This window comes from Rathayibacter sp. PhB179, from assembly GCF_004345345.1.
GTDB classification, from domain to species: domain Bacteria; phylum Actinomycetota; class Actinomycetes; order Actinomycetales; family Microbacteriaceae; genus Rathayibacter; species Rathayibacter festucae.
The window spans coordinates 65,155-87,569 of sequence record NZ_SLVD01000001.1; the positions used below are offsets into that span (position 1 = coordinate 65,155).

Genomic DNA, 22,415 nt, shown 5'->3' on the forward strand with positions numbered 1-22,415 from the left:
GTCAGGCGGACGGAAAGGACGGGACCGCCGACGCCGGGCGGGCCGCCTCCCACCAGGCCGCGTGGCGGAGCACGTCGAGGTCGGCGAAGCGGCGGCCGGAGATCTGCAGGCCGATCGCGCGACCGTCGGCCGTGCGGCCGGCGTTGATGCTCGCGGCCGGCTGGCCGGACATGTTGTAGGGCAGCGTGAAGGCGATGTGCGCCATCCCGCGGTCCTCGTGTCCCCACGGCATCGGCCACTCGGCCGGGAACGCGGCGACCGGGGCGACGGGAGACAGGACCGCGTCGAACGGCAGGGTCGCCTCGACGGTGCGGCGCCGCAGCTCGCTGATCGCCTCCGTCGCCTCGAGCACGCGCCGACCGGAGACGTCCGCCCCGCCGTGCACCCAGGTGGTGATGAAGGGGAGGGCGCGCGCCTTCGCCTCGGTCGGGAGGTCGTAGTAGGTGCGCCAGAACCGCACGCGCCAGAACAGGTCGACCTGCTCGAGCACGCCGTCGTCGATGAACGGGGGCAGCGCGACGACCTCCGCGCCGGCGTCGGAGTAGGCGTCGGCGGCGGCGAGCACCGCCGCGCGGATCTCGGGGTCGAGGGGCATGCCCGCGCCGGCGTCCGTGTGCACGCCGATCCGGGTGCCGCGCACGTCGAGCCCGAGGTCGTCCCACGCGATCGCCTCGGGCGGCAGCGAGGTGTAGTCGCGCGCGTCGGGGCGGGCCAGCACCGACATCGCGAGCGCGACGTCGGCGACCGACTGCGCGAGCGGGCCGGCGGCGCGGCCCTGGTAGGGGTTGTCCAGCGGGATGCGGCCGTCGCTCGGCTTGAGCGTCGCGAGGCCGAGCCAGGCGGCGGGCAGCCGCACGGAGCCGCCGATGTCGGTGCCGACGTGGAAGGTGCCGAAGCCGGCCGCCGCTGCGGCGCCCGCACCCGAGGACGAGCCGCCGACGGTGAGGGCGGGGTCGAGCGGGCTGCGGGTGATGCCGTGCGCACTCGAGACACCGGAGGAGAGCATCCCCCAGTCGGGCATCGTGGTGGAGCCGACGATGACGGCCCCCGCCTCTTTGAGACGGGCCACGATCGGCGAGTCCTCGCGGGGCACGACGGCGGCGGCCGCCGCGGTGCCGGCGCGGGCGGGCAGGCCGGCGCGGGAGAGGTTCTCCTTGACCGTGACAGGCACACCGTCGAGGGGGCCGAGCGGCTCCCCCGCGCGCCGGCGCCGCTCGCTCGCGGCGGCCTGAGCGCGCACATCCGCCGGGTCGAGGTCGCTGAAGGCGTTGATCGCGCTTTCGCGCACGGCGATGTCGGCGAGGATCTCGTCCGCCACATCGACGGGCGAGAGCTCCCCCGAGGCGAAGGCGGCGGCGAGGCGCGCGCCGTCGTAGCGCGAGAGGGCGGTCGAGACGGAGGTGTCGGTCATCGGATCTCCTGGCGGTGGCGGATCGAGGGCGTCGCAGCGATCAGCGCCCGGGTGTAGTCATCGGCGGGGTTCTCGTAGATCTCGCGGGTCGAGCCCTGCTCGACGATCTCGCCGCTGCGCATCACGGCGACGCGGTCGCAGAGGTAGCGGACGACGCCGAGGTCGTGCGAGACGAAGATCAGGGTCAGCCGGTACTCCTCGACCAAGTCGGCGAGCAGGTTGAGCACCTGGGCGCGCACCGAGACGTCGAGGGCGCTCACCGGCTCGTCGGCGACGAGAATCCTCGGCCGGCAGACCAGGGCCCGCGCGATCGAGATGCGCTGGCGCTGCCCGCCCGAGAACTGGTGCGGGTAGCGGTCGACGGAGTCGGCGGGCAAGCCGACCGCGCGGATCATCTCGGCGACGCGCGCCTCCCGCTCGGCCTTCGGCACGGCGGCGCCGGTGTTCGCGGCGTTGAGCAGCGGCTCCGCGACGATGTCGCCGACGCGCATCCGCGGGTCGAGCGAGGCCATCGGGTCCTGGAACACGATTTGGAGGCTGCTGCGCAGCTCGGCGAGATCGGCGCGGCGGTGCGTGGTCAGATCGCGGCCGACGACCTCGATCGCTCCGGCGGTCGGGGTGTCGAGGCCCGAGAGGATCCGCAGCAGGGTCGACTTGCCGGAGCCGGACTCCCCCACGATGCCGAAGCGGTCGCCCGCGCGGATCTCGAAGTCGAGTCCGCGGAGGGCCTCGACCTTCTGCGGTGCGGCGAAGAGGGAGGAGCGGCCGCGCGTGTAGGTCTTGGTCAGCCCGGAGGCGCGCACGACGGCCGGCGCCGCGGGGGCGGCCTCGCGCTCGGCGCGGCCCGCGTCCATCCGCGCGACCGAGCGACCCGGGGTGTAGCCCTCGGCGGTGGCGACGGTGAAGAGACGCCCGGCCGCGTCGGTCGCGTCGAGGTCGGAAGCGGCGAGCAGGCCGCGGGTGTACGGGTGCTCGGGCCGGGTGAAGACACGATCGATCGGCCCCTCCTCGACGACGACTCCGGCGTTCATCACGAGCACCCGGTCGCAGGTCTCGCCGACCACGGCGAGGTCGTGGGTGATGAAGAGGAGCCCGGTGTCGCGCTGCGAGACGGTGCGCAGCACGAGGTCGAGCACCTGCTTCTGCACCGTGACGTCGAGCGCGGTCGTCGGCTCGTCGGCGACGAGCAGCGCCGGATCGTTGGCGAGCGCGATGGCGAGCACGACGCGCTGCCGCTGACCACCGGAGAGCTGGTGCGGGTAGGCGCGCGCCGCCTCCTCCGGCGAGGGCAGCCCGACGTCGGCGAGCATCTCGACCGCGCGGCGGCGCGCGGCGCGGCGGTCGGGCTGGGTGCGGTGGATCTCCATCGCCTCCGCGATCTGGCGGCCGACTCGCATCAGCGGATTGAGCGCGGTCATGGGCTCCTGGAACACCATCGCCACGGCGGAGCCGCGGAGGCGGGCGGCCTCCCGCTCGCCCAGGCCGACGATGTCGGTGTCCGCGCCGCCGACCCGCACGCGGCCCGTCGCGGTGACGGTGTCCGGCAGCAGGCCCATGACGGCGAGCGAGGTGAGGGACTTGCCGGAGCCCGACTCGCCGATCAGGCCGACGCGCTCGCCGGCGCCGATGCGGAACGTGAGGTCGTCGACGAGGAGGCGCTCGCCGGCCCGCACCGAGAGACCGGCGACGTCGAGGGCGGACGGACGTGCTTCGGAGGTGCGGGACTCGGGCATCAGCGGTTCCTCATCTTCGGGTCGAAGCGGTCGCGCAGACCGTCGCCGAGCAGGTTGAAGCCGAGGACCGCGATTGCGATCGCCAGGCCGGGCACGATCGCCAGGTAGTCGTAGGCGCCGAGGAACTGCTGCGAGTCCTGCAGCATCCGGCCCCAGGAAGGTGTCGGCGGCTTCGTGCCGAGCCCCAGGAACGACAGCCCGGCCTCGGCGAGCACGGCGATGCCGAAGTTGACCGAGCACTGCACGACGAGAAGGCCGGCGATGTTCGGCAGCACGTGGCGGATCGCGATGGCGAACCCGGAGCGGTTCGCCGCGCGGGCGGCGAAGACGTAGTCCGTCCCCATCACCTGGAGAGTGCCGGCCCGGGCCACCCGGGCGAACGCCGGGGCCGCGCCGATGCCGAGGGCGACCATCGCGGTCGTGGTGTCCGCCCCGAAGACGGCGCCGAAGACGATCGCGAGCAGCAGCCCGGGGAACGCCATCACGACATCGCTGCCGCCCATGATCAGCGAGCCGACGCGCTTGGGCCGCATTCCCGCGAGGATCCCGAGCGGGACGCCGAGGATCGCCGCGATCGCGACCGCGACGGTGCCGACCAGCAGGGTGATCTGCGCGCCGACCATGATCTGGGACAGGACGTCGCGACCGTAGCGATCGGTGCCCAGGAGGTGCGCCGGGCCGGGGAACAGCAGCCTGTCCCCCGGGACGGAGCGCTCCGGGTCGTACGGGGTCCAGACCAGCGAGACGAGCGCGACGACCAGCACGAGCAGGATCAGCGCGGCGCCGATCCAGAGCTGGGCGTCCGCACCGAGGCGCGATCGGCGGAAGCGGCCGGGGACCTTCGGGATCAGCGTGGTCCGCGGCGGGACCGAGCGGCCGGCCGGCGAGCCGGTGCCGGGCGGGAGCATGGCGGTCATGCGGCCCTCCTGAGTCGGGGATCGAGGAACGTGAAGGCGAGGTCGACCAAGAAGTTGATCGCCACGATCGCGACGACCAGCACGGCGACCACGGCCTGCACCGCGAGCAGGTCGCGGTTGCCGACCGAGTCGACGAGATAGCTGCCGAGACCGGGGATGCTGAAGACGCGCTCGATCACGACAGCGCCGATGAAGAGTCCCGCGAGCTGGACGCCGACGATCGTGAGGACAGGGATTCCCGCGTTGCGCAGCCCGTGCTTGACCAGGGCGGCGCCCGCGGTGAGCCCCTTCGAACGGGCGGTGCGGAGGAAGTCCTCGCGCATGATCTCCAGGACGGCCGAGCGCACGTACCGGGTCAGGATCGAGGCCTGCACCGAGCCGAGCGCGATCGCCGGCAGCGCGATGTGCGACAGGAACTCCGGGTCCGAGGGTGGCACCCACCCGCCGGAGGGGAACCAGCGCAGGTCGATCGCGAACACCGCGACGAGCAGCACGCCCACCAGGAAGTTCGGCACCGCGACGCCGAGCTGCGAGACGCCCGAGATGACGACTCCCGAGGCGTGCCGCTGCCGCATCGCGGCCAGGGTGCCCAGCGGGATCGCGACGACCAGGGCGATCAGCATCGCGACCACCACCAGGATCAGCGTCACCTGGAACCGGTCGGAGACGATCGGCGAGATGTCCTGCCCGCTCACGTAGGAGGTGCCGAAGTCGCCGCGGACGAGTCCGCCCAGCCAGTCCAGGTACTGCACGACGAGCGGAGCGTCGGTCCCGTTCGCGTCCCGCCAGGCGGCGAGCTGCTCGGGAGTGGCCTCGATGCCGAGCGCGACCGTGGCGGGGTCGCCGGGCATCACCCGCAGCAAGAGGAAGACGACGATCGTCGAGACGAGGACGGTGGCGAGGAAGTTGCCGACGAGGGCGAGCATCCGCAGCGCCATGGTCAGGACCAGGCCAGCCCGGTGAGATCGAGCGACTCCGTCACCGAGTTGCCCGCGATGCCGGTGAGCCCGGAGTCGGCGATCACGATGTTGGGGAAGAGGAAGAGCGGCACTGCGGGCACGTCGGCCGCGACATCGGCGACCACGTCCTGCATCCCGGTGACCCACTCGTCCTGCGAGGCGGCGTCGGCGGCGTCGGCGGCGGTCCGGACCTCGGCGTTGTCGTAGCCCAGGTAGTAGTCCGGGTCGCCGAAGTTGGCGAGGAAGTCGCGCGGCTCGACGGCCAGGATGACGGACATCTCGTAGTCGTGGCGGGTGAAGACCTTGTCGAGCCAGACGGCGGGGAACTCGTCGGAGGCGATCGTGGCGTCGATCCCGACGTCGGCGAGCTGCGAGACGACGACCTCCGAGACAGCGGTGGCGTAGGGGCGGGTCGGCACGTCGAAGGTGATCGAGAGGTCCTCGGCGCCGGCCTCGGCGAGCAGCTCGCGGGCCTTCTCCGGGTCGTAGGCGTACTCGCCGGTCAGGTCCTCGTAGTACGGATCGGTCGGCGGGACCATCGCGCCGATGAGCTTGCCGTAGCCGGCCCACGCGGTGTCGATGATCGCCTGGCGGTCGAGGGCGTAGGCGACGGCCTGGCGGACCTTCAGATCATCGAACGGCGCCTTCGCGTTGTTCATCGAGAGCATGATCTCGCCGTTGGAGGTGCCCTGGATCACCTGGAAGTCGTCGTTCGTCTCGAACTGCGCGACCAGATCGGGGGCCTGCATGTTGTAGAGCATGTCGACGTCGCCGGCGCGCAAGGCGTTGGTCGAAGCGACGGCGTCGGCGAAGTAGCGCAGCGTCACGTCGGTGACCGCGGGCGCCTCGCCCCAGTAGCCGTCGCGGGCGGCGAGCTCGATTCGGTCGCCGGTGACGCGCTCGGTCACCGTGTAGGGGCCGGTGCCGACCGGCGTGTTAGCGAGATCCGCGACTCCGCTCTCGTCGAACATCAGACCGACGCTGCCTCCCATGTCGAAGAGCCAGGAGTTGCTCGGGCGGCTGAGGACGACCTTCGCCTCGGTCGGCGAGACGACGTCGACGCGGTCGAGCACGGCCATCTTCGCCTGGTTGATCGCCCAGTCCGTCTTCACCCGCTCGAGCGAGAACTTGACGTCATCGGCGGTGAACTCGGCGCCGTTCGAGAACGTGACGCCCTCGTTCAGCACGAAGTCGTACTCCAGGCCGTCCTCGCTGACCGTCCAGGAGGAGGCGAGCTTCGGCTCGAGCTGCCCGTCCTGGCCGACGGCGACGAGGCCCTCGTAGACGTTGTTCATCAGCGCCTGCGGGATGGCCGCCCCCGCGGTGGTCGTGAAGTCGAGGTTGGCCGGCTCGCCGGTGAGGCCGATGATCGCGGTCGGAGCGTGCGCCTCTCCGTCGGATCCGGAGGACGAGGCCCCGGCTCCGGCGCTGCACGCGGAGAGCACGAAGGCGGAGGCGAGAGCGGTCGCGGCGAGCGCGAGGCGGCGGGTTCTGGTGATCACGGGTGCGGCTCCGGGGGTCTGGCGGTGCGTGAGTCGGGAGGGGTGGTCGTCGATCCGAGCTACTGGTCTGACCAGTAGAAGGAACGCTAGGATGGCGTCGCGATACGGGTCAAGCGAGGAAACAAAGATGTAACACCCCTCGATCCGGTCGGCGGAGGGAGAGCAGTGGCGTTCAGTCCCGTTCAGAAGGTCAGCGCGTACGAGTCGATCGTCGAGCAGATCGAGCGCGCCGTCGAAGCCGGCGACCTCAAGCCCGGCGACCGCCTGCCCGGCGAGCGCCAGCTGATGGCGGACTTCTCCGTCAGCCGCGCGGTCGTGCGCGAGGCGCTGCGCGTGCTGCAGGCGACGGGCCTGCTGGAGTCGCGACCCGGCGACCCGCGCGGCCCGATGATCACCGCGTACTCCCCGCGCATGCTCGAGAAGTCGATGGCGCGGCTCGCGCACCTCGAGAGCATCAGCCGTGTCGAGCTGCTGCAGTTCCGCCTGCTGCTCGAGGGCCAGTCCTGCCTGCTCGCCGCCGAGAACCGCACGGCCGACGATCTCGCGGCGATCGAGGAGCACCTCGCCGGTCTGCACGAGGTCGCCCGCGGCGAGGCCGACGGCTTCGGCGAGCGCGTCAACCGCTTCCACGCCGCGATCCGCCGCGCCTCGGGCAACCAGCTGATCGAGGTCTGCGGAAACGTCGTCGGCGGCGTGATGGCGCATCTCGCCGACGGCCGGCTCACCACCGAGACCGACCGCCTCGCGCGGATGCGCCGCAGCGCCGCCGACGCCGAGACGCTCGTCGATGCCCTTCGCCGCCGCTCGGCGCGCGAGGCGGCCGACGTCTCGCGCCGGAACATCTACCGCTACTACGCCGACGACCTCTCCCCCGCCGAGACGGCCGCGCTCGCGAGCTCGCTGCCCGACGCCGTCGATGCGGCGGTCTGACCGGCAGCCGAGTCGCGCAGGTCAACCCCGGAGCCGCACGGCCCGGCGAGTGACAGGCTGGGCGCCGTGCCTTCCTGGTCCCTCGCGCTGCTCAGCGGCGCCATCGGCGGCGCGACCCTCCTCGTCGGAGCGGCGCTCGCCTGGTTCGTCCGTGTCCCGCCCAAGCTGACCGCCGCGATCTCGGCGTTCGGCGCGGGGGTCCTCATCTCGGCGCTCGCCTACGAGCTGGTGCAGGAGGCGGCCGACGACGGCGGACTGCTGCCGACGATCCTCGGCACGCTCGCCGGTGCCGTGGTCTTCGTCGGGGCGGACGGGCTGCTCACCCGCGCCGGCGCCGGGAATCGCAAGAGCGCGAAGGGCTCCGGCTCCGCGGGCGGCGGCACCGCCATCGCCGCGGGCGCCCTGATCGACGGGATCCCGGAGTCGATCGTGCTCGGCCTCTCGGTGGCGCAGGGCGGCGCGGGAGCGGCGATCAGCGTGCCGATCGTGGCCGCCGTGGCGATCTCGAACCTGCCGGAGGGGCTCTCCTCGACCGTCGGCATGAAGGCCGACGGACGCTCCGCCCGCTACGTCTTCACCGTCTGGGGCGGCATCGCGGCGCTCTCCGCGATCGCCGCGCTCGTCGGCTTCCTCGTCTTCGCGAGCGCACCGGGAGCGGTCGTGGCGTTCGTGACGACGGTCGCGGCCGGCGCGATCCTCGCGATGATCTCGAACACGATGATCCCGGAGGCGTTCGATCGGGACGATGTGCTGACGGGGCTGTACGCCGTCCTCGGGTTCGTGACGGCGTTCGCGCTGCACAGTGTTTCTTGAGGACGCCGCGGGGCGGCGTCCTGCGGTCGGCAGAGCGCGGGGGGTGTTTCGCAGAGCCCGGTGCGTGCGCCGACGGGAATCCGCTGGGACGCGGATTCCCGGATACGGCTCGTGCGTGGCCGGGTGGTTCGGAGGACCGCCGGCCGATGGTCGGGGAGAGAAGCATGCTGGTCGAGTAGCCCCGGAGGGGCGTATCGAGACCCGGCCTCTGCAGAGCGGCGGATCTCGATACGCCCGCTCCGCGGGCTACTCGATCAGCATGGGGAGGCCCGCCGCGCGTGCGGCTCGATCAGCATGGGGAGGCCCGCCGCGCGTACGGCTCGATCAGTGTGTGCCGCCCGTGCTGGTGATCAGCACGACCGCAGCATGCTGGTCGAGTAGCCGCGCAGCGGCGTATCGAGACCGGGCGCGTCAGCCGCTGAAGGCGGTCAGGGCGTCGTCGAGGATCGCGAGGCCGCGGGCGACCTCGGCGGGGGTGACCACGGCGGGCGGGACGACGTGGATGCGGTTGTCGGCGGTGAAGGGCAGGAGGCCGCGGGAGAGCAGGTCGGCCTTCAGGCGGCCGACGGCGGCGGCGGGCAGCGGCTCGCGGGTGGCGCGGTCGGTGACGAGCTCGAGCGCCCAGAAGACGCCGGAGCCGCGGACCTCGCCGATCAGGTCGTGCTTCGCCTCGAGGGCGGCCAGGCCGGGGGCGAGGTGCTCGGAGCCGATGGTCTTCGCGTTGTCGACGATGCCCTCCTCCGCCATGGCCTCGAGAGTCGCGACGACGCTCGCCGCGGCGAGCGGGTGACCGGAGTAGGTCAGCCCGCCGGGGAAGACGCGCTCGTCGAAGTGGTGTGCGATCGGGTCGTCGATGAGGACGCCGCCGATCGGCACGTAGCCCGAGTTGACGCCCTTGGCGAAGGTGATCAGGTCGGGCCGGACGTCGAAGGCGTCGAACGCGAACCACTCGCCGGTGCGGCCGAAGCCGGCCATCACCTCGTCGAGGATCAGCAGGATGCCGTAGCGATCGGCGAGCGCCCGCACGCCGGCGAGGTAGCCGGGCGGCGGCGTGAGGATGCCGGCCGTGCCGGGGATGGTCTCGAGCAGCAGCGCCGCGATCGACTCGGGGCCCTCGGCCTGCACGACGCGCTCGAGGTGGTGCAGCGCGCGCTCGCACTCCTGCTCGGGCGTCTCGGCCCAGAACTCGGAGCGGTAGAGGTACGGGCCGAAGGCGTGCACGTGCCCGCGGGCGTACTCGTTGGGGATGCGGCGCCAGTCCCCGGTGGAGACGATCGCGGCGCCGGTGTTGCCGTGGTACGAGCGGTAGAAGGAGACGATCTTGTCGCGACCGGTGTAGAGGCGCGCCATCCGGATCGCGTTCTCGTTGGCGTCCGCGCCGCCGTTGGTGAAGAAGACCTTCTCGAAGCCCTCGGGCGCGCGCTCGGTGATCAGACGTGCCGCCTCGGCCCGGGTCTCGTTCGCGAAGGCCGGGCCGACGGTGGTGAGCACGGCGGCCTGCGCCTGGATCGCGGCGACGACCTTGGGGTGCTGGTAGCCGATGTTGACGTTCACGAGCTGGCTGGAGAAGTCGAGGTAGCGGGTGCCGTCGACGTCCCAGACCTCGGCGCCGAGGCCGCCGGCGATCGGCAGCGGGTTCAGCGCGCCCTGCGCGGACCAGGAGTGGAAGACCCGTGAGCGGTCGGCGGCGGTGACGGAGGCGTTGGTGCTGCCGGTGGGAGTCGTGTCCGAGGGTGTCGTGTCCGAGAGCGTCATACCTCCATCGTGCCGCGCGGGGGCCCGTCGCGGGCGGCCCGCTTTGTCGAAGCGTCGGCCCTACGATGGACAGAACGTCGAATCCCGAGGGAGCCGCCCGTGCCCGCGACCGTCCGCGATCTGCTCGCCGAGCCGGCCTTCCGCCTCCACGTCCTCGCGGGCGTGCACGACGAGGCGGCCCTCGACGCCCCGCTGGTCTGGGCGCACTCCTCCGACCTCGTCGATCCGACGCCGTGGCTCGAGTCGGGGCAGCTGCTGCTCACCGACGGGGTGCACTTCGAGCAGAGCCCCGAGACGCAGGGCGCCGACTTCTCGGAAGCGTACGTCGCGCGCCTGCGCGGCCGGGGCATCCGCGCCCTCGGCTTCGCGACCGGCATCGTGCACGACGAGGTGCCCGCTCCGCTCGTCGCGGCCTGCGCCCGGCAGGGGCTGCCGCTGCTCGAGGTCGCCGATCTGACGCCCTTCATGGGGATCATCCGCTTCGTCGCCGACGTCATCTCGCGCGAGCAGCGCGAGCGACTGGAGTGGTCGCTGGAGGCGCAGCGCCGGGTCGCGCGGGCGGCGCTGCGCCCGGACGGCCTCGCGGCGATCCTCTCGGAGCTGGAGCGCCAGCTGGACTGCTGGGTCGCGCTCTACGACGCGGTCGGACAGCGGGTGCACCTGCCGACCCGGCTCGACGTTCCGGAGGCGGCGGAGCGCTCGGTCGCGGCGGCCGTGCGCCAGGCGCTCGCCCGGGGCAGCCGCGCGGGGCTCCGGCTCGACGACGGCGGCGGCGTCACCCTGCAGACGCTCGGGCAGCGCGACCACCTGCGCGGGGTGCTCGCGGTCGGCACCGGCACTCCCCTGGATCCGGCCGGCAACGACCTGGTGGCGAGCGTCATCGGGCTCGCGAGCATCGCCCTCGAGCAGCGGCGCGCCCTCGACACCTCGCGGCGGCAGCTGCGCTCGGGTCTGCTCGAGCTGCTCGTCGCCGGGGCCTTCGACGTCGCGGCCCGCACGGCGCGGCAGCTCTGGGGCACGCTGCCCGCCGAGCCGGTCCGCGTGAGCGTGCTGAGCGAGCCGGTGCGCGGCGACTCGCTGCTCGACGAGCTGGAGGTGTTCGCGGAGGAGAACGGGGCGCGGCTGTTCTTCGCCGAGCGCGACGGGGCCCTCGTGGTGATCACGGGTGCGGAGGATCTGGCGCTGATCGCGGGGGTGCTGGAGCGGCACGGTGCGCAGGCGGGGTCCTCGGCGCCGATCGCCTGGTCGGAGCTGGAGCGGGGGCTGGTGGAGGCGCGACGCGCGGCCGACCGGGCGACGGCGGAGCATCCGCTGCTCCGCTTCGAGGACGTGTCGGCGCAGGGGATGCGCGGCCTGCTCACGGCTGCGGGTGCCGAGCCGCTCGCGCGGCGGCTGCTCGCGCCGCTGCTCACGCCCGAGGGCGGCGTGCTGCTCGAGAGCGCCCGCGTCTGGCTCCGCTGCAACGGCGCCTGGGAGCCGGCCGCCCGCGAGCTCGGCGTGCACCGGCACACGCTGCGGAACCGCATCACGGCGGTCGAGCGGGCGCTGGGTGTCGACCTGGACGACGTGGACGCACGCACCGAGCTGTGGCTGGCGCTGTGCTTCTCGGCGCCGGTCTCCTCCTCCGTCGTCGATCGGCCGCGGTCGGCCGAGCGAGAGGGGGACGCCCCACAGAGCGACGCACGTCCGCCCACGACGAATCGCTGACACGCGATTCGCCGGTTGCGCTCGACCTTGCGATGGTCGGTGCGCGGTGGCCCCGCGAGATGCCACTTATGAGCAGGACACGCCGTAGAAGTCGCTCATAAGTGGCATCTCGCGGCCCGGCTCAGTTCTGAGGGAAGCCGAGGTTGATGCCGCCGTGCGACGGGTCCAGCCAGCGGCTCGTGATCGCCTTCTGCTGCGTGAAGAAGCGGACGCCCTCCGCGCCGTGGGCCTTGGTGTCGCCGAACAGGGACGACTTCCAGCCGCCGAAGGAGAACGTGGCGACGGGCACCGGGATCGGCACGTTGATGCCGATCATGCCGACCTCGACCTCGTTCTGGAAGCGGCGGGCCGCTCCGCCGTCGTTGGTGAAGATCGCGGTGCCGTTGCCGAAGGCGCCATTGTTGATCAGCGCGACGCCCTCCTCGTAGGACTGCACCCGGACGATGGAGAGGACCGGGCCGAAGATCTCCTCGGTGTAGGCCTTGGAGGTGATCGGGACGTCGTCCAGCAGGGTCGGGCCGAGCCAGAAGCCGTTCTCGTCGCCGTCGACCTCGATGCCGCGCCCGTCGACGACGACCTTCGCGCCGTCCTCCTCCGCGATCGCGATGTAGGAGGCGACCTTGTCGCGGTGCGCCTCGGTGACCAGCGGGCCCATGTCGCAGCCGCGGCGGCCGTCGCCGATCCGCAGGGTCGCGGCGCGCTCCTGGATCTTCGCGATCAGCTCGTCCGCGACCGGCTCGACCGCGACGACGACCGAGATGGCCATGCAGCGCTCCCCCGCCGAGCCGAAGCCCGCGTTGATGGCGGAGTCGGCGACGAGGTCGAGGTCCGCATCCGGCAGCACGAGCATGTGGTTCTTCGCCCCGCCGAGGGCCTGGACGCGCTTGCCGTGGCGGGTGCCGGTCTCGTAGACGTACTGGGCGATCGGGGTGGAGCCGACGAAGGAGATCGACTTGACGTCCGGGTGCTCGAGGAGGCCGTCGACCGCGACCTTGTCGCCGTTCAGGACGGTGAAGACGCCGTCGGGGAGACCGGCCTCCTTCCAGAGCGCGCCGAGCCAGATCGCCGACGACGGGTCCTTCTCGGACGGCTTCACGACCACCGTGTTGCCGGCGGCGATCGCGATGGGGAAGAACCACATCGGCACCATCGCGGGGAAGTTGAAGGGGCTGATGATGCCGACGACGCCGAGCGGCTGCTTCACGGAGTAGACGTCGACGCCGGTGGAGACCTGCTCCGAGTACTCGCCCTTGAGGTGGTGCGCGAGGCCGGTCGCGAACTCGACGACCTCCTGGCCGCGGGTGATCTCGCCCATCGCGTCGGAGAGGACCTTGCCGTGCTCGGAGGTGATGATCTCGGCCAGCTCGCCCTTCTTCGCCTCCAGCAGCTCGCGGAACTTGAACACGATCTGCTGGCGCTTCGCGAGGGACGTGTCGCGCCAGGCGGGGAACGCGGCCTTGGCGGAGGCGACGGCCGCATCGATCTCGGCGGCGTCGGCCAGCGCGACCTCCTTGGTCGCGACGCCGAGCGCCGGGTCGTAGACCGGCGCGGTGCGGCCGGACGACGAGGGCGACGCGGCGCCGTCGATCCAGTGGCCGACGGTGGACAGCGAGGTGGCGGGCGACTCGGCGATGCTCATGGAGTCGAGGGTAGGCGGGGACGGCGCGGACGCGGGGAGCGGATGTGTCCAGGTACCGGCACCTCGGATGGACGGAGCGGCACGGCGGGGGGATCTCGATACGGCCGCTCCGCGGCCTACTCGATCAGCATGGAAGGGGGCGGCGCAGCCTCCGCCGCCGGAGCGAAGCGCGCCAGGGCCGCCGTGATGTTGTCCTGGCCGCCGCGCTCGTTGGCCCAGGCGACGAGCGCCTCCGCCAGCGCGACGGGGTCGTCGCCGACCCGGGCGACGGCGTCGTGCAGCACGGCCGCGAGCTCGTCCGCGGGCGAGGCGTAGTTCCAGAGGCCGTCGGAGCAGACGAGCACCCAGCCGGGCTCGTCGAGCACGGTGGAGGCGAGGGTCGGCGACTCGTCATGGGCGTCAGCACCCAGCCACTTGGTGATGGCATGCGCATCGTGCGCGGACTCGGCCTCGGCGCGGGGGACGCCCGAGGCGATCTGCTCCTGCGCCCAGGAGTCGTCGACGGTCAGCTGCCGGGCGGGGCCGGCGTCGGGGACCCAGTAGCTGCGGCTGTCGCCGACGTTGCCGGTGACCAGCAGCGCGCCGTCGAGGATCGCGGCGGTGAAGGTGCAGGAGGGCGGGTTGTCGCGCTTCTCGGGCACCGCGGCGTCGATCGCCCCGGAGGCGCGCGCGACCGCCATCTGCAGCAGCGCGCCCCAGCGCTCGGCGCCGTGCACCTCGCCGCCGACCTCGGACCGCAGCGCGCTCAGCGCGGCGCGGGCCGCGGCAAGGGAGGCGGTGTCGGAGTCGGGGGTCGAGGAGACGCCGTCGCAGACCACCAGAAGCGCCGTCCGCAGGCCGCCGTCCTCGCCGGCCGTCGCGCCGAGCGCCATCGCGTCCTCGTTGGCCGCGTGCCGGATCCCGCGGTCGCAGACACCGCCGACCAGCGCGTGCGGCGCCTCCGCCCAGTGCTCGCGCTCGGTCGGCGCGCGCTGCCCGCACTGCTCGCAGTAGCCGTCGTCGGCGATCGCTCCGCCGCAGTGCAGGCAGGCGGTCGGGCCCTCGGAGCCGGCGGCGGGCGGTGCGGCCGCGGCGGCCGGGACGATCAGCGTCGTCCCGCAGGCCTCGCAGAAGGCGTCCCCGGTGGAGACCGGTTCGCCGCAGTTCGGGCAGGGCGTGGACAGCTCGGCGCTCACGGAACTCTCCCCGCTCACGTCGCTCTCCCCGCTCACGTCGCTCTCCCCGCTCACGTCAGCGTCCAGCGGCGCACGGCGTTCGCCCGGTCGACGAGGCGCAGGCGCTCCTCCTTGTCGCGGGTGGCGGCCGCGAGCGAGCGGTAGGAGGTCTCGAGGCCGTCCCGGAGGGCGGGCTCGGTGGCGTCGATCCCGCCGATCGTCGCGCCCTCGGCGGGCCCGTCGCGGCGGACCAGCTCGAGCGCCGACTCCAGCACCCCCGTCGTCAGCTCGAGCCGGGTCCGCGAGTCGATCGCCACCGTGTCGACACTGGCGAGCGCGGCGGAGAGCGCCGGCAGTCCGCGGCCGGAGCCGGCCAGCAGCTCGGCGCGGCGGCGGCGGGCGTCGACGTAGGAGGAGCGGGTCGGCGTGACGATGTCGAGCGCGTCGAGCGCGCCGTCCAGGTCGGCCCGGTGCTGCCGGACCCGGGCGAGACCGAAGGCGGCCGGCGCGGTGTAGTTGGCGTCGGCACGGGCGCAGATCACGTAGAGCGACTCCGCCACCTCGGGCTCGCCGCTCGACTCGCAGGCCGCGGCGAGCGCGAGCTTCGGCGCGAGCTCGCCCGGCACCTGACCGTAGACGGTGTTGAACGAGGCGCGGGCGCCGATGTCGTCGTGGCGGGCGAGCTGGGCCAGCCCGCTCATCCAGACCGCGCGCCACTCCCAGGGGTCCTCGGTGAGGATCTCGCCGGTCGCGCGGGCGACGTCCTCCCAGCGCTCGGCCTCGATCGCCGCGCGGGCGCGGGCGAGCCGCACCTCGACGGTGACGGTCGGCGCGAGCGCGAGGGCGCGCAGCCGCACGATCGGGTCGGCGACGTTGACGCCCGCGAGCCAGGCGCGGGCCGGGTCCGACTCGTCGGTCTTGAGCCCCGGCAGCGCGTCCCAGGGCAGCGGACGGTCGACCACGTCGGCGACGGGCGCCTCGAAGAGCGCGGACTCGGTCGAGTGCAGCGCGGGGTGACCCGGCCCGCGGTCGGTCGCGACGACCTCGCGCAGCACGCCGAGCAGCTGCCCGCGCATCTCGTCGACGGTGGCGAAGCGGTCCTGCGGGTCGGGCGCGCAGGCCTTCGCGACCAGGCGGTAGAACGAGTCGTACTTCTGGAACAGCGGCGTCTCGGACACCGGCGGCAGCGAGGCGACGTAGGTGGTCTGGTTGCCGCGGAAGTCGAGGACGAGCGAGGCGATCGTCCGCCCGATCGTGTAGACGTCGGAGGCGATCGACGGCCCGAGCTCGGGGACCTCGGGCGCCTGGTAGCCGACCGTGCCGTAGATCGCCGACTCCTCGTCGTCCGCGCGGCGCACCCCGCCGAGGTCGATCAGCTTGACCTGGTCGCCGACCTGGATCATGTTGTCCGGCTTGAAGTCGCAGTAGAGCAGCCCGTGGTCGTGCAGGTAGGCGAAGGCGGGCATCACCTCGAGGACGAAGGCGAGCGCCTGGTCGACGGGCAGCGGATCCGCGGAGCCGCCGTTCGCGTCGCGGCGCTCCTGGAGGATCTGCTTGAGGCTCGGTCCGCCGACGTACTCCATCACGATGTAGCCGGCGCCCTCGTGCAGGACGAAGTTGTAGATCTCGACGATCAGCGGGTGCTCGACCTCGGCGAGGTACTGCCGCTCCGTCACCGCCGCGGCGTACGCGTCCGGGTCGCCGGAGTTGAGCAGGCCCTTGAGCACGACCCAGCGGCCGGAGACGTTGCGGTCGCGGGCGAGGTAGATCCAGCCGAGTCCGCCGTAGGCGAGGCAGCCGACCACCTCGTACTGCCCGCCGACGACGTCGCCCTTCGCCAGCTGCGGCGTGAAGCTGAACGGGGTGCGGCAGTTGGGGCAGAAGCCCTCGGTGCGGCCGGGCTTGCCGTCGCGGCCGCGGCCGACCGCGGTGCCGCAGTTGGAGCAGAAGCGCTTGCGCTCGGGGAGCACCGCCTCCTTCATCAGCGCGGCCATCGGGTCGGCGGCGGGGCGCGAGGGGACGGTCGTCAGCCCGGCGCCGAGCCGCGGTCCGCGCAGGCGGGTGGAGGTGGTGCCGACGCGGCGGGTGGTCTTCGAGCCGGTCTGCGCCGTGCGGGCCGAGCCGAGCGCGGCGGTCGCGAGGCGGGCGGAGGAGGTGCGGCCGCTGCGGGCGGTCGCCGCCTCCTCGGTGCTGGACCCGACCGGGGCCTGCGCGTTCGGCGCGCCCTCGGCGAAGCCGGTGCCGAAGGCGGCGGAGGCGGTGGCGGGAGTGGGGCCGGCCGCGGGAGCGGGGCGGCGCGCGGTGGGAGTGGAGACGGCGGGAGCGGACACCGCGGCCGCCGGCGCCTCCGCCGGCAGCCCGCAGACGTTGCAGTAGCCGTCCTCGATGACGCCGGTGCAGCCCGGGGTCGAGGTGCAGGGGTCGCCGTTCATGAGCTGGCCTTCCGGTGGTGCGAGGGAGACGGGGCGGTGGGCAGATCGCGGGTGACCACGTCGTACTGCTCGACCAGGTGGCGGGCGAGCGGCACCGAGCAGGGCACCGCGTCGAGCGCGGCGCGGACCTCGGCGTCGGCCGCGACGCCGACGGCGGAGGCGGCCCGGCCGTTGGCGGCGGCGCGCTCGCGTAGGGCCCGCAGCCGGAAGCCGAGGGCGGCCCGCTCGCGCAGCGGCGAGGTGTAGGCGGCCTCGACGGCGTCGAACGCCCGGCCGACGGCGGTGAGGCGGGCGAGGTGCGCGTCGAGCGCCTCCCGACCGCTCGGCGGCTCGCCGAGGCGCGAGACGTCGGGCACGGCGAGGCGGGGCGGATCCGCGATCTCGCGGCGGCAGCGGGCGACCAGCTCGCGCAGCGGCGCCTCGCGCAGCTCCGCGGCGGCGGCCAGCTCGCGGGCGCGGACCCGGTCGTGCTCGAGGCCGCGGCGCTCGGATGCGGCGATGATCAGGTCGCGCTCTAGCCGGGCGGAGTCGCTCTCCAGCTGGCCGAGCGGCCCGGACACGTCGGCGCCGCGGCCGGCCTTCTCGGCGAGGGCGTCCAGCCGCGAGCGGAGCACGGCGACGCGCTGGGCGGCGGCCTGGTCGACGGTGCCGCGCGCGTCGCGGGTGAGGTCGCGGCAGCGCTCGATCTCGGCGCGCACCCCGACGATCCGGCCGGCGACGTCGGTGCCGCTCGGGTCGAGCTCCAGGCGCGACTTCAGCTGGCCGATGACGGCGTCGCAGAGCCGGACGGCCTCGACCAGCGAGACGGCGGCACTCCCGCCCGAGCCGGAGGAGTCCAGCCGCCCCCAGATCAGCTGCGACATCCGCTCGCGCGCGACGGCGTCCACGCGGCCGGAGTCCCAGACGACCTCGAGCTCGGCCAGCCGACGGGTGACCGACTCGCGCAGCGACTGCGCGAGGACGACGTCGGCGGTGTAGCTGTCGGCCTGCGGCGAGGCGAGCGCGGCGGCGTCCAGCCGCGAGAGCTCGCGGGTCGTCCGCTCCAGCCAGCGGCCGAGCTGGGCGAGGTAGTCGAAGAGCTCGCGCTGCGGGATCGCCTCGCCCAGGCGCCCCGGAGCGACGGGCGTCCCCTCCGAGACTCCCGCCCCCGAGACCCCCTGCGCGCTCGTCCCGGCCGCCATCAGCGCCCGTACACGGCGGCGGGCGGCGTCGCCGTGCCGAGATCGCCGAGCCAGCGCTGGTAGATGCTCTGCCAGCGGCCGTCCGCGCGGATGCTCTCGAGCGCCGCGTTGACGAAGCGCACGTAGTCGGTGTCGCCGGCCGGCATCCCGAGGCCGTAGGGCTCGGAGCTGAGCTGGTCGCCGATGACCTCGGCGTACGGGTCCTGCGCGACGAAGCCGGCGAGGATCGTGTCGTCGCCGGCGATGGCGTCGACGGAGCCCTCCTGGAACTGCGCGAGGCACTGGGTGTGCGTGTCGGCGGCGACCGCCTCCACGTCGGGGTAGTCGCTCTCGAGCCGGCTGAGCGTGGTGGTGCTGCGCGGCGCGCAGACCTTCGCGCCGGCCAGCTCGTCGATGCTCTTCGCCTTGTTCTTCTCGGAGACGAGCACCTTCAGCCCCGCGGCGTAGTACTCGGAGGAGAAGGCGATGCTGTCCCAGCGGTCGCAGGTCATCGTCAGCGTCCGGGCGACCAGGTCGACCTGCGGCGTCGCGGCGTCGCCGCTGAGGGCGGGCAGGCGCTGAGCCGAGGTGATCACGACGAACTCGATCTCGTCGGGGTTCCCGAGGATCGCGCCGGCGATCTCGCGGGCGATGTCGATGTCGAAGCCCTCGATCGTGCCGGTCAGCGGGTTGCGGGAGGACATCAGCAGGGTGTCGGCCGAGACGCCGACGCGGAGCTTCCCGTTGTCCCGGATCTGCGCGAGGCGGGGGCTGTCGGTGACGCCGGTGGGCGCGTAGGAGGTGACCGCCGAGGGCGAGCACTCGGCCGTGGCCGGAGCGGCGGTCGACGGCGCGGACGCCGTGGGGGTCGGCGTGGTCGCCTCGGTGATGCTGCCGAGGTCGCTCGCGCCGCTGGTGCAGCCGGAGACGGCGAGCACGGTGCCGAGCAGGAGCGCGACGGCGCCCGTGCGCAGGGTGCTGAGGCGGGTCATCGGTACTCCTCCAGTCGCTGCGCGACGCCGCGCCAGGCGAGCAGGGCGCCCACCAGGCCGGCGGCGAGCAGTATCCAGGAGGCGATCGAGGCGGTCGCGCTCCCGTCGTCGAGTTCGGTGCGGGTCGCGTTCGTGTCGTCGACGATCGCCGTGCGCGCATCGTTCGCGAAGGCGGTGAACGCGCCGTTGGCGGTGCCGTCCCCGGTGGCGGTGGCGAGCTTCACCGCCTCGTCCCAGTTCCCGCCGTCGTCCTGATCGCGGATCGCCGCGTGCAGATCGAGCCACGCGTTCAGCTCCGTCAGCAGCGCCCCGTCGACGATGCCGTCGTCGACTCCGGCCTGCAGACGGTCGCCCGCGTCCTTCGCCGCCGCCTGGAACTCCGCCTCGAGCGCCGCTCCCGAGCCGCGCTTGATCAGCGTGAAGCTCTCCAGCGACTTCGCGTCGCTCGCCGCCGTGAGCGCCTGCGAGACGACGAGGGTCGCCTGGTAGGAGTCGGCGCGCACCGCCGCCGCGCGCCCGCCGATCGAGCCGAGCAGGATCGTGCCGCCGATCCCGACCAGCAGCAGCAGTCCGGTGGCGGTCGCGAGCGGCCGGTTGAGGTAGCGGTGCGTCCTGCGCGCCAGCCAGACCTGCGCCGCGACGAGCAGGAGCAGCATCGCGAGCGAGCCGATCAGCAGCAGCACGCTGAAGCGCACGGTGTCGTAGGCGGCGGCGACGCGGTCCGCCCCGCGGGTGACCAGCCCGTTGAGATCCGTGAGGATCCCCTTCTCGGCATCGGTCAGCTGCGCCGAGGCCTGGTCGAGGTACGCCGAGCCGACCGGGAAGCCCTGCCGGTTGTTGGCGCGGGCCTGCTCGATCAGTCCGCTGTAGGTGGTCAGCTTGGTGGCGACCTTCGCGAGGGTCTCGGCGTCGTCGGGCTGCGTCGCGGCGAGCCGGGCGATCCGCGAGGACGCGCCGGCGAGGTTGTCCACGTAGGTCTGGCGCTGCTCCGCGGGCTCGAGACCGCCGACCAGGAAGGTGTTCGCCGCGATCGCGTTGGCGTCGACGAGCAGGTTCCGCACGTCCTGCACGCCGATCAGCTGGGCGGCCTGCTCGCGGGCCTCCTGCGCGGCGCGCGCCTGCAGCGACGCGGCCTGCTGGGCGAAGACACCGAACAGCACGGCGGCGAGCGCCGTCAGCACCAGCAGCAGGCGGAGGGTGCGCGGAGTGGTCGAGGTCGCGCGGGCGAGGAGGGTCGGTCGCCGAGCGGCAGACGCAGTCTGCGCGGGTGCGGGCGGAGCCGGCGGCGCGGCAGTGGCGATGCTCATGCGATCTCCTCGGTCGATGCGTCGGTCTCGGACTCCGCTGCCGGGGACTCCGCGTCCGGCAGCTCCGCCTCCACGACGTCCTCCGCCTCCAGGGTCCGCAGCTCGTCGAGCGTCGGCTCCTCGGTGTCGCGCAGGCGCCAGGCGTGACGCGCGATGGCCGCGTCGAGCACGTTGCGCACCCAGCGCCCGTTGCCGAACGCCTCGGTGCGCTCCTGCGCGGCAGCGACGTCGGCGAAGGCGGCGACCGCCTCCTCCGTCGGCGTGAAGTCGGCGGCGGCGGCGAGGCGCGCGAAGATCGCGGACAGCTCCTCGTCGCTGTAGTCCGCGAAGTCGATGGTGGTGGAGAAGCGGCTCGCGAGCCCGGGGTTGGTGTCGAGGAAGCCCTGCATCGGCCCGGAGTAGCCCGCCACGATGACGACCAGGTCGCCGCGGTGGTCCTCCATGTCCTTGACCAGGGTGGTCACCGCCTCCGCGCCGTACTGGTCGAGCGCGAGCGCGTAGGCCTCGTCGATGAAGAGCACGCCGCCGCGGGCCGAGGCGATCACCTCGGCCGTCTTCATCGAGGTCTGACCGAGGTAGCCGGCCACCAGCTCGGAGCGGTCGACCTCGACGAGCACGCCCTTCGAGAGGATGCCGAGCGAGCGGTAGATGCGCGAGACGAGCCGCGCGACGGTGGTCTTGCCGGTGCCCGGGTTGCCGGTGAAGACGAGGTGCCGGGTGAGCGTCGGCGTGGTCAGCCCCGCGGCCTGGCGCAGCGTGTCGATCCGAAGCAGCTGGGTCTGCCGCTTGATCTCGCTCTTCACCCGGTCGAGGCCGATCAGCGCGTCGAGCTCGGCGAGCAGGTCCTCGATCGCCTCCGGCGGCTCGAGCGGCTCGGGCTCGGCTTCCGGCGCGGGAGAGGCGGGCGGCGCGGCGGCGGCCGGCCCCGGCTCGTCCTGCGGCCCGTCGTGCTCGGTCCGCCGCAGCCGCGCGAGGATCTCGTCGACCCCCGGCACTCCGGCAGGAAGATCGCGCCGGAGTTCGGGCGCGGAGGACCCGGCCGGCGAAGCCGCCGCTCCCTGGACCGCCCCCAGCTGCGCCGCCGCCGTCGCCGACGCCGCCGCGATCCCGCCGATGCCCGGCTGCCCGAGCGAGCTCGCCGCGGATACGACCTCGGTCAGCGCCCGCGCATACGCCCCGGCCTGCTCCGAGCGCGCCGCGACCAGCCCGGCGAGCAGATCGGTCGGCGAGCTGCGCCAGCGCCGCGCGCTCGACGCCGCGGTGAAGAACGCCTCGAGGCCGCCGGTCGTCCCGGTCTCGGCGAGCCAGTCCTGCCCCGCCCCGGTGATCGACTCGGCGACCGCGGCCGCGAGCCGGGCGCCCTCGGCGCGCACGGCGGCGCCGTCGAGCCCGGCCGCGGATCCGACCAATACGAGCGCGTCGAGCGACGCCGGCAGCGTGCTCACGAGGCGCTCGGCGGGGTCAGCGAGCCGGGGGCGGCGGGCGTCGTCGGAGCAGCAGGCGCGTCGAGCCCGCTCGACAGCGACGACTCCGAGAACTTCTCGGCGAGGAACTGCCCGTGCGCGATCAGCGCCGAGGCGTCCTGCCGCGAGACGGCGTCGGAGATCCGGTCGAGGGTGCCCCCGAGCAGGTCGAGCTGGTCGCAGAGGATCATCAGCGAGGTCTTCCCCTTGTAGACGGCGCGGCGGTCGGCGAAGTCGCGCGGCAGGCGCAGATAGCCCTCGACCGCCTCGGGCAGGTAGCTGGTGGCCGTCGCCACGACGGTGTGGCCCTGCCGGCTCATCCCGCCGAGGCGGTCCAGGCGCGGCACCATCTCGCGCACCGTCTCGTCGACCCGGCGGATGCGTGCCGCGACGATCGCCGGGACCTTGCCCGCGGTCTCCGCCGCGACCCGGTCGAGCGCCGCGAGGATGTCGTCGCTGGACGGCACGCGCGGGAGTGCGGGCGCGGTCTCCTCCGGCACCGGATCGGTGCCGCCGAACAGGCGGGAGAGCCAGCCCATCG

General features: G+C 73.5%; 17 protein-coding genes. 3 read left to right on the forward strand and 14 right to left on the reverse strand.

Annotation, left to right across the window (positions count from 1 at the left end; genetic code table 11):
• Position 1: 1 nt before the first annotated feature.
• The 5 genes from EDF43_RS00340 to EDF43_RS00360 are packed head-to-tail and all read right to left on the reverse strand — an operon-like array spanning position 2 to position 6,522.
• Complete coding sequence (locus EDF43_RS00340; RefSeq protein ID WP_132434728.1) at positions 2–1,411, reverse strand: amidase; 1,410 nt, start codon at positions 1,409–1,411, stop codon at positions 2–4.
• A complete protein-coding gene (locus EDF43_RS00345) occupies positions 1,408–3,144 on the reverse strand; it encodes an ABC transporter ATP-binding protein (RefSeq protein ID WP_132434730.1) in 1,737 nt (578 codons plus the stop codon). The genes EDF43_RS00340 and EDF43_RS00345 overlap by 4 nt, the downstream gene beginning before the upstream one ends.
• A complete protein-coding gene (locus tag EDF43_RS00350) occupies positions 3,144–4,061 on the reverse strand; it encodes an ABC transporter permease (protein ID WP_243580976.1) in 918 nt (305 codons plus the stop codon). Before EDF43_RS00350 ends, EDF43_RS00345 begins: the two co-directional genes overlap by 1 nt.
• Positions 4,058–4,999, reverse strand: coding sequence for an ABC transporter permease (locus tag EDF43_RS00355; RefSeq protein ID WP_132434732.1), 942 nt, complete (start codon positions 4,997–4,999; stop codon positions 4,058–4,060). Before EDF43_RS00355 ends, EDF43_RS00350 begins: the two co-directional genes overlap by 4 nt.
• A 2-nt stretch (positions 5,000–5,001) precedes the next feature.
• A complete protein-coding gene (locus EDF43_RS00360; protein ID WP_132434734.1) occupies positions 5,002–6,522 on the reverse strand; it encodes an ABC transporter substrate-binding protein in 1,521 nt (506 codons plus the stop codon).
• A 165-nt stretch (positions 6,523–6,687) separates the two neighbouring features.
• On the opposite strand from EDF43_RS00360, the gene EDF43_RS00365 reads away from it, so the two are divergent.
• Together EDF43_RS00365 and EDF43_RS00370 are read left to right on the forward strand one after the other, a co-directional pair.
• Positions 6,688–7,452 (forward strand): GntR family transcriptional regulator, encoded by a 765-nt coding sequence (locus tag EDF43_RS00365; RefSeq protein ID WP_123701916.1) that lies wholly within the window; start codon positions 6,688–6,690, stop codon positions 7,450–7,452.
• A gap of 66 nt (positions 7,453–7,518) precedes the next feature.
• Complete coding sequence (locus EDF43_RS00370; protein ID WP_132434736.1) at positions 7,519–8,265, forward strand: ZIP family zinc transporter; 747 nt, start codon at positions 7,519–7,521, stop codon at positions 8,263–8,265.
• Between the two features lie 411 nt (positions 8,266–8,676).
• Here EDF43_RS00370 and EDF43_RS00375 read toward each other — a convergent pair whose 3' ends face one another.
• A complete protein-coding gene (locus EDF43_RS00375; RefSeq protein ID WP_132434738.1) occupies positions 8,677–10,020 on the reverse strand; it encodes an aspartate aminotransferase family protein in 1,344 nt (447 codons plus the stop codon).
• A 99-nt stretch (positions 10,021–10,119) separates the two neighbouring features.
• On the opposite strand from EDF43_RS00375, the gene EDF43_RS00380 reads away from it, so the two are divergent.
• Positions 10,120–11,727: a PucR family transcriptional regulator gene (locus tag EDF43_RS00380; RefSeq protein ID WP_132434740.1), complete on the forward strand. Its 1,608-nt coding sequence runs from the start codon at positions 10,120–10,122 to the stop codon at positions 11,725–11,727.
• 121 nt (positions 11,728–11,848) lie between these two features.
• Here the strand turns inward: EDF43_RS00380 and EDF43_RS00385 are convergent, their stop codons facing one another.
• The 8 genes from EDF43_RS00385 to EDF43_RS22060 all read right to left on the reverse strand — a co-directional run bounded on the left by EDF43_RS00385 (position 11,849) and on the right by EDF43_RS22060 (position 22,413).
• Positions 11,849–13,366 (reverse strand): CoA-acylating methylmalonate-semialdehyde dehydrogenase, encoded by a 1,518-nt coding sequence (locus EDF43_RS00385; RefSeq protein WP_123444932.1) that lies wholly within the window; start codon positions 13,364–13,366, stop codon positions 11,849–11,851.
• A 116-nt stretch (positions 13,367–13,482) separates the two neighbouring features.
• Complete coding sequence (locus EDF43_RS00390; protein ID WP_207901588.1) at positions 13,483–14,541, reverse strand: protein phosphatase 2C domain-containing protein; 1,059 nt, start codon at positions 14,539–14,541, stop codon at positions 13,483–13,485.
• A gap of 50 nt (positions 14,542–14,591) precedes the next feature.
• Positions 14,592–16,952 (reverse strand): serine/threonine-protein kinase, encoded by a 2,361-nt coding sequence (locus EDF43_RS00395; RefSeq protein WP_132434744.1) that lies wholly within the window; start codon positions 16,950–16,952, stop codon positions 14,592–14,594.
• The gene (locus EDF43_RS00400) at positions 16,949–18,133 is read right to left on the reverse strand and encodes a hypothetical protein (protein ID WP_132434746.1); all 1,185 of its coding nucleotides are present in this window, start codon (positions 18,131–18,133) and stop codon (positions 16,949–16,951) included. Before EDF43_RS00400 ends, EDF43_RS00395 begins: the two co-directional genes overlap by 4 nt.
• Positions 18,133–19,104: a glutamate ABC transporter substrate-binding protein gene (locus tag EDF43_RS00405; protein WP_132434748.1), complete on the reverse strand. Its 972-nt coding sequence runs from the start codon at positions 19,102–19,104 to the stop codon at positions 18,133–18,135. The genes EDF43_RS00400 and EDF43_RS00405 overlap by 1 nt, the downstream gene beginning before the upstream one ends.
• Entirely contained in the window at positions 19,101–20,411 is a 1,311-nt protein-coding gene (locus EDF43_RS00410) for a hypothetical protein (protein ID WP_123734943.1), read from the reverse strand. The genes EDF43_RS00405 and EDF43_RS00410 overlap by 4 nt, the downstream gene beginning before the upstream one ends.
• Positions 20,408–21,856 carry an AAA family ATPase gene (locus EDF43_RS00415; RefSeq protein WP_132434750.1) on the reverse strand — a complete coding sequence of 483 codons (1,449 nt, stop codon included), beginning with the start codon at positions 21,854–21,856 and terminating at the stop codon, positions 20,408–20,410. Before EDF43_RS00415 ends, EDF43_RS00410 begins: the two co-directional genes overlap by 4 nt.
• Positions 21,853–22,413: a hypothetical protein gene (locus tag EDF43_RS22060; RefSeq protein WP_207901589.1), complete on the reverse strand. Its 561-nt coding sequence runs from the start codon at positions 22,411–22,413 to the stop codon at positions 21,853–21,855. Before EDF43_RS22060 ends, EDF43_RS00415 begins: the two co-directional genes overlap by 4 nt.
• Between the last annotated feature and the right edge of the window lie 2 nt (positions 22,414–22,415).

Bases quoted from the DNA above. Each gene is read 5' to 3' on its own strand.
- EDF43_RS00410 (WP_123734943.1), bottom strand. From the start codon at position 20,411: ATGAGCATCGCCACTGCCGCGCCGCCGGCTCCGCCCGCACCCGCGCAG.
- EDF43_RS00345 (WP_132434730.1), bottom strand. From the start codon at position 3,144: ATGCCCGAGTCCCGCACCTCCGAAGCACGTCCGTCCGCCCTCGACGTC.
- EDF43_RS00405 (WP_132434748.1), bottom strand. From the start codon at position 19,104: ATGACCCGCCTCAGCACCCTGCGCACGGGCGCCGTCGCGCTCCTGCTC.
- EDF43_RS00355 (WP_132434732.1), bottom strand. From the start codon at position 4,999: ATGGCGCTGCGGATGCTCGCCCTCGTCGGCAACTTCCTCGCCACCGTC.
- EDF43_RS00385 (WP_123444932.1), bottom strand. From the start codon at position 13,366: ATGAGCATCGCCGAGTCGCCCGCCACCTCGCTGTCCACCGTCGGCCAC.
- EDF43_RS00350 (WP_243580976.1), bottom strand. From the start codon at position 4,061: ATGACCGCCATGCTCCCGCCCGGCACCGGCTCGCCGGCCGGCCGCTCG.
- EDF43_RS00400 (WP_132434746.1), bottom strand. From the start codon at position 18,133: ATGGCGGCCGGGACGAGCGCGCAGGGGGTCTCGGGGGCGGGAGTCTCG.
- EDF43_RS22060 (WP_207901589.1), bottom strand. From the start codon at position 22,413: ATGGGCTGGCTCTCCCGCCTGTTCGGCGGCACCGATCCGGTGCCGGAG.
- EDF43_RS00375 (WP_132434738.1), bottom strand. From the start codon at position 10,020: ATGACGCTCTCGGACACGACACCCTCGGACACGACTCCCACCGGCAGC.
- EDF43_RS00395 (WP_132434744.1), bottom strand. From the start codon at position 16,952: ATGAACGGCGACCCCTGCACCTCGACCCCGGGCTGCACCGGCGTCATC.
- EDF43_RS00340 (WP_132434728.1), bottom strand. From the start codon at position 1,411: ATGACCGACACCTCCGTCTCGACCGCCCTCTCGCGCTACGACGGCGCG.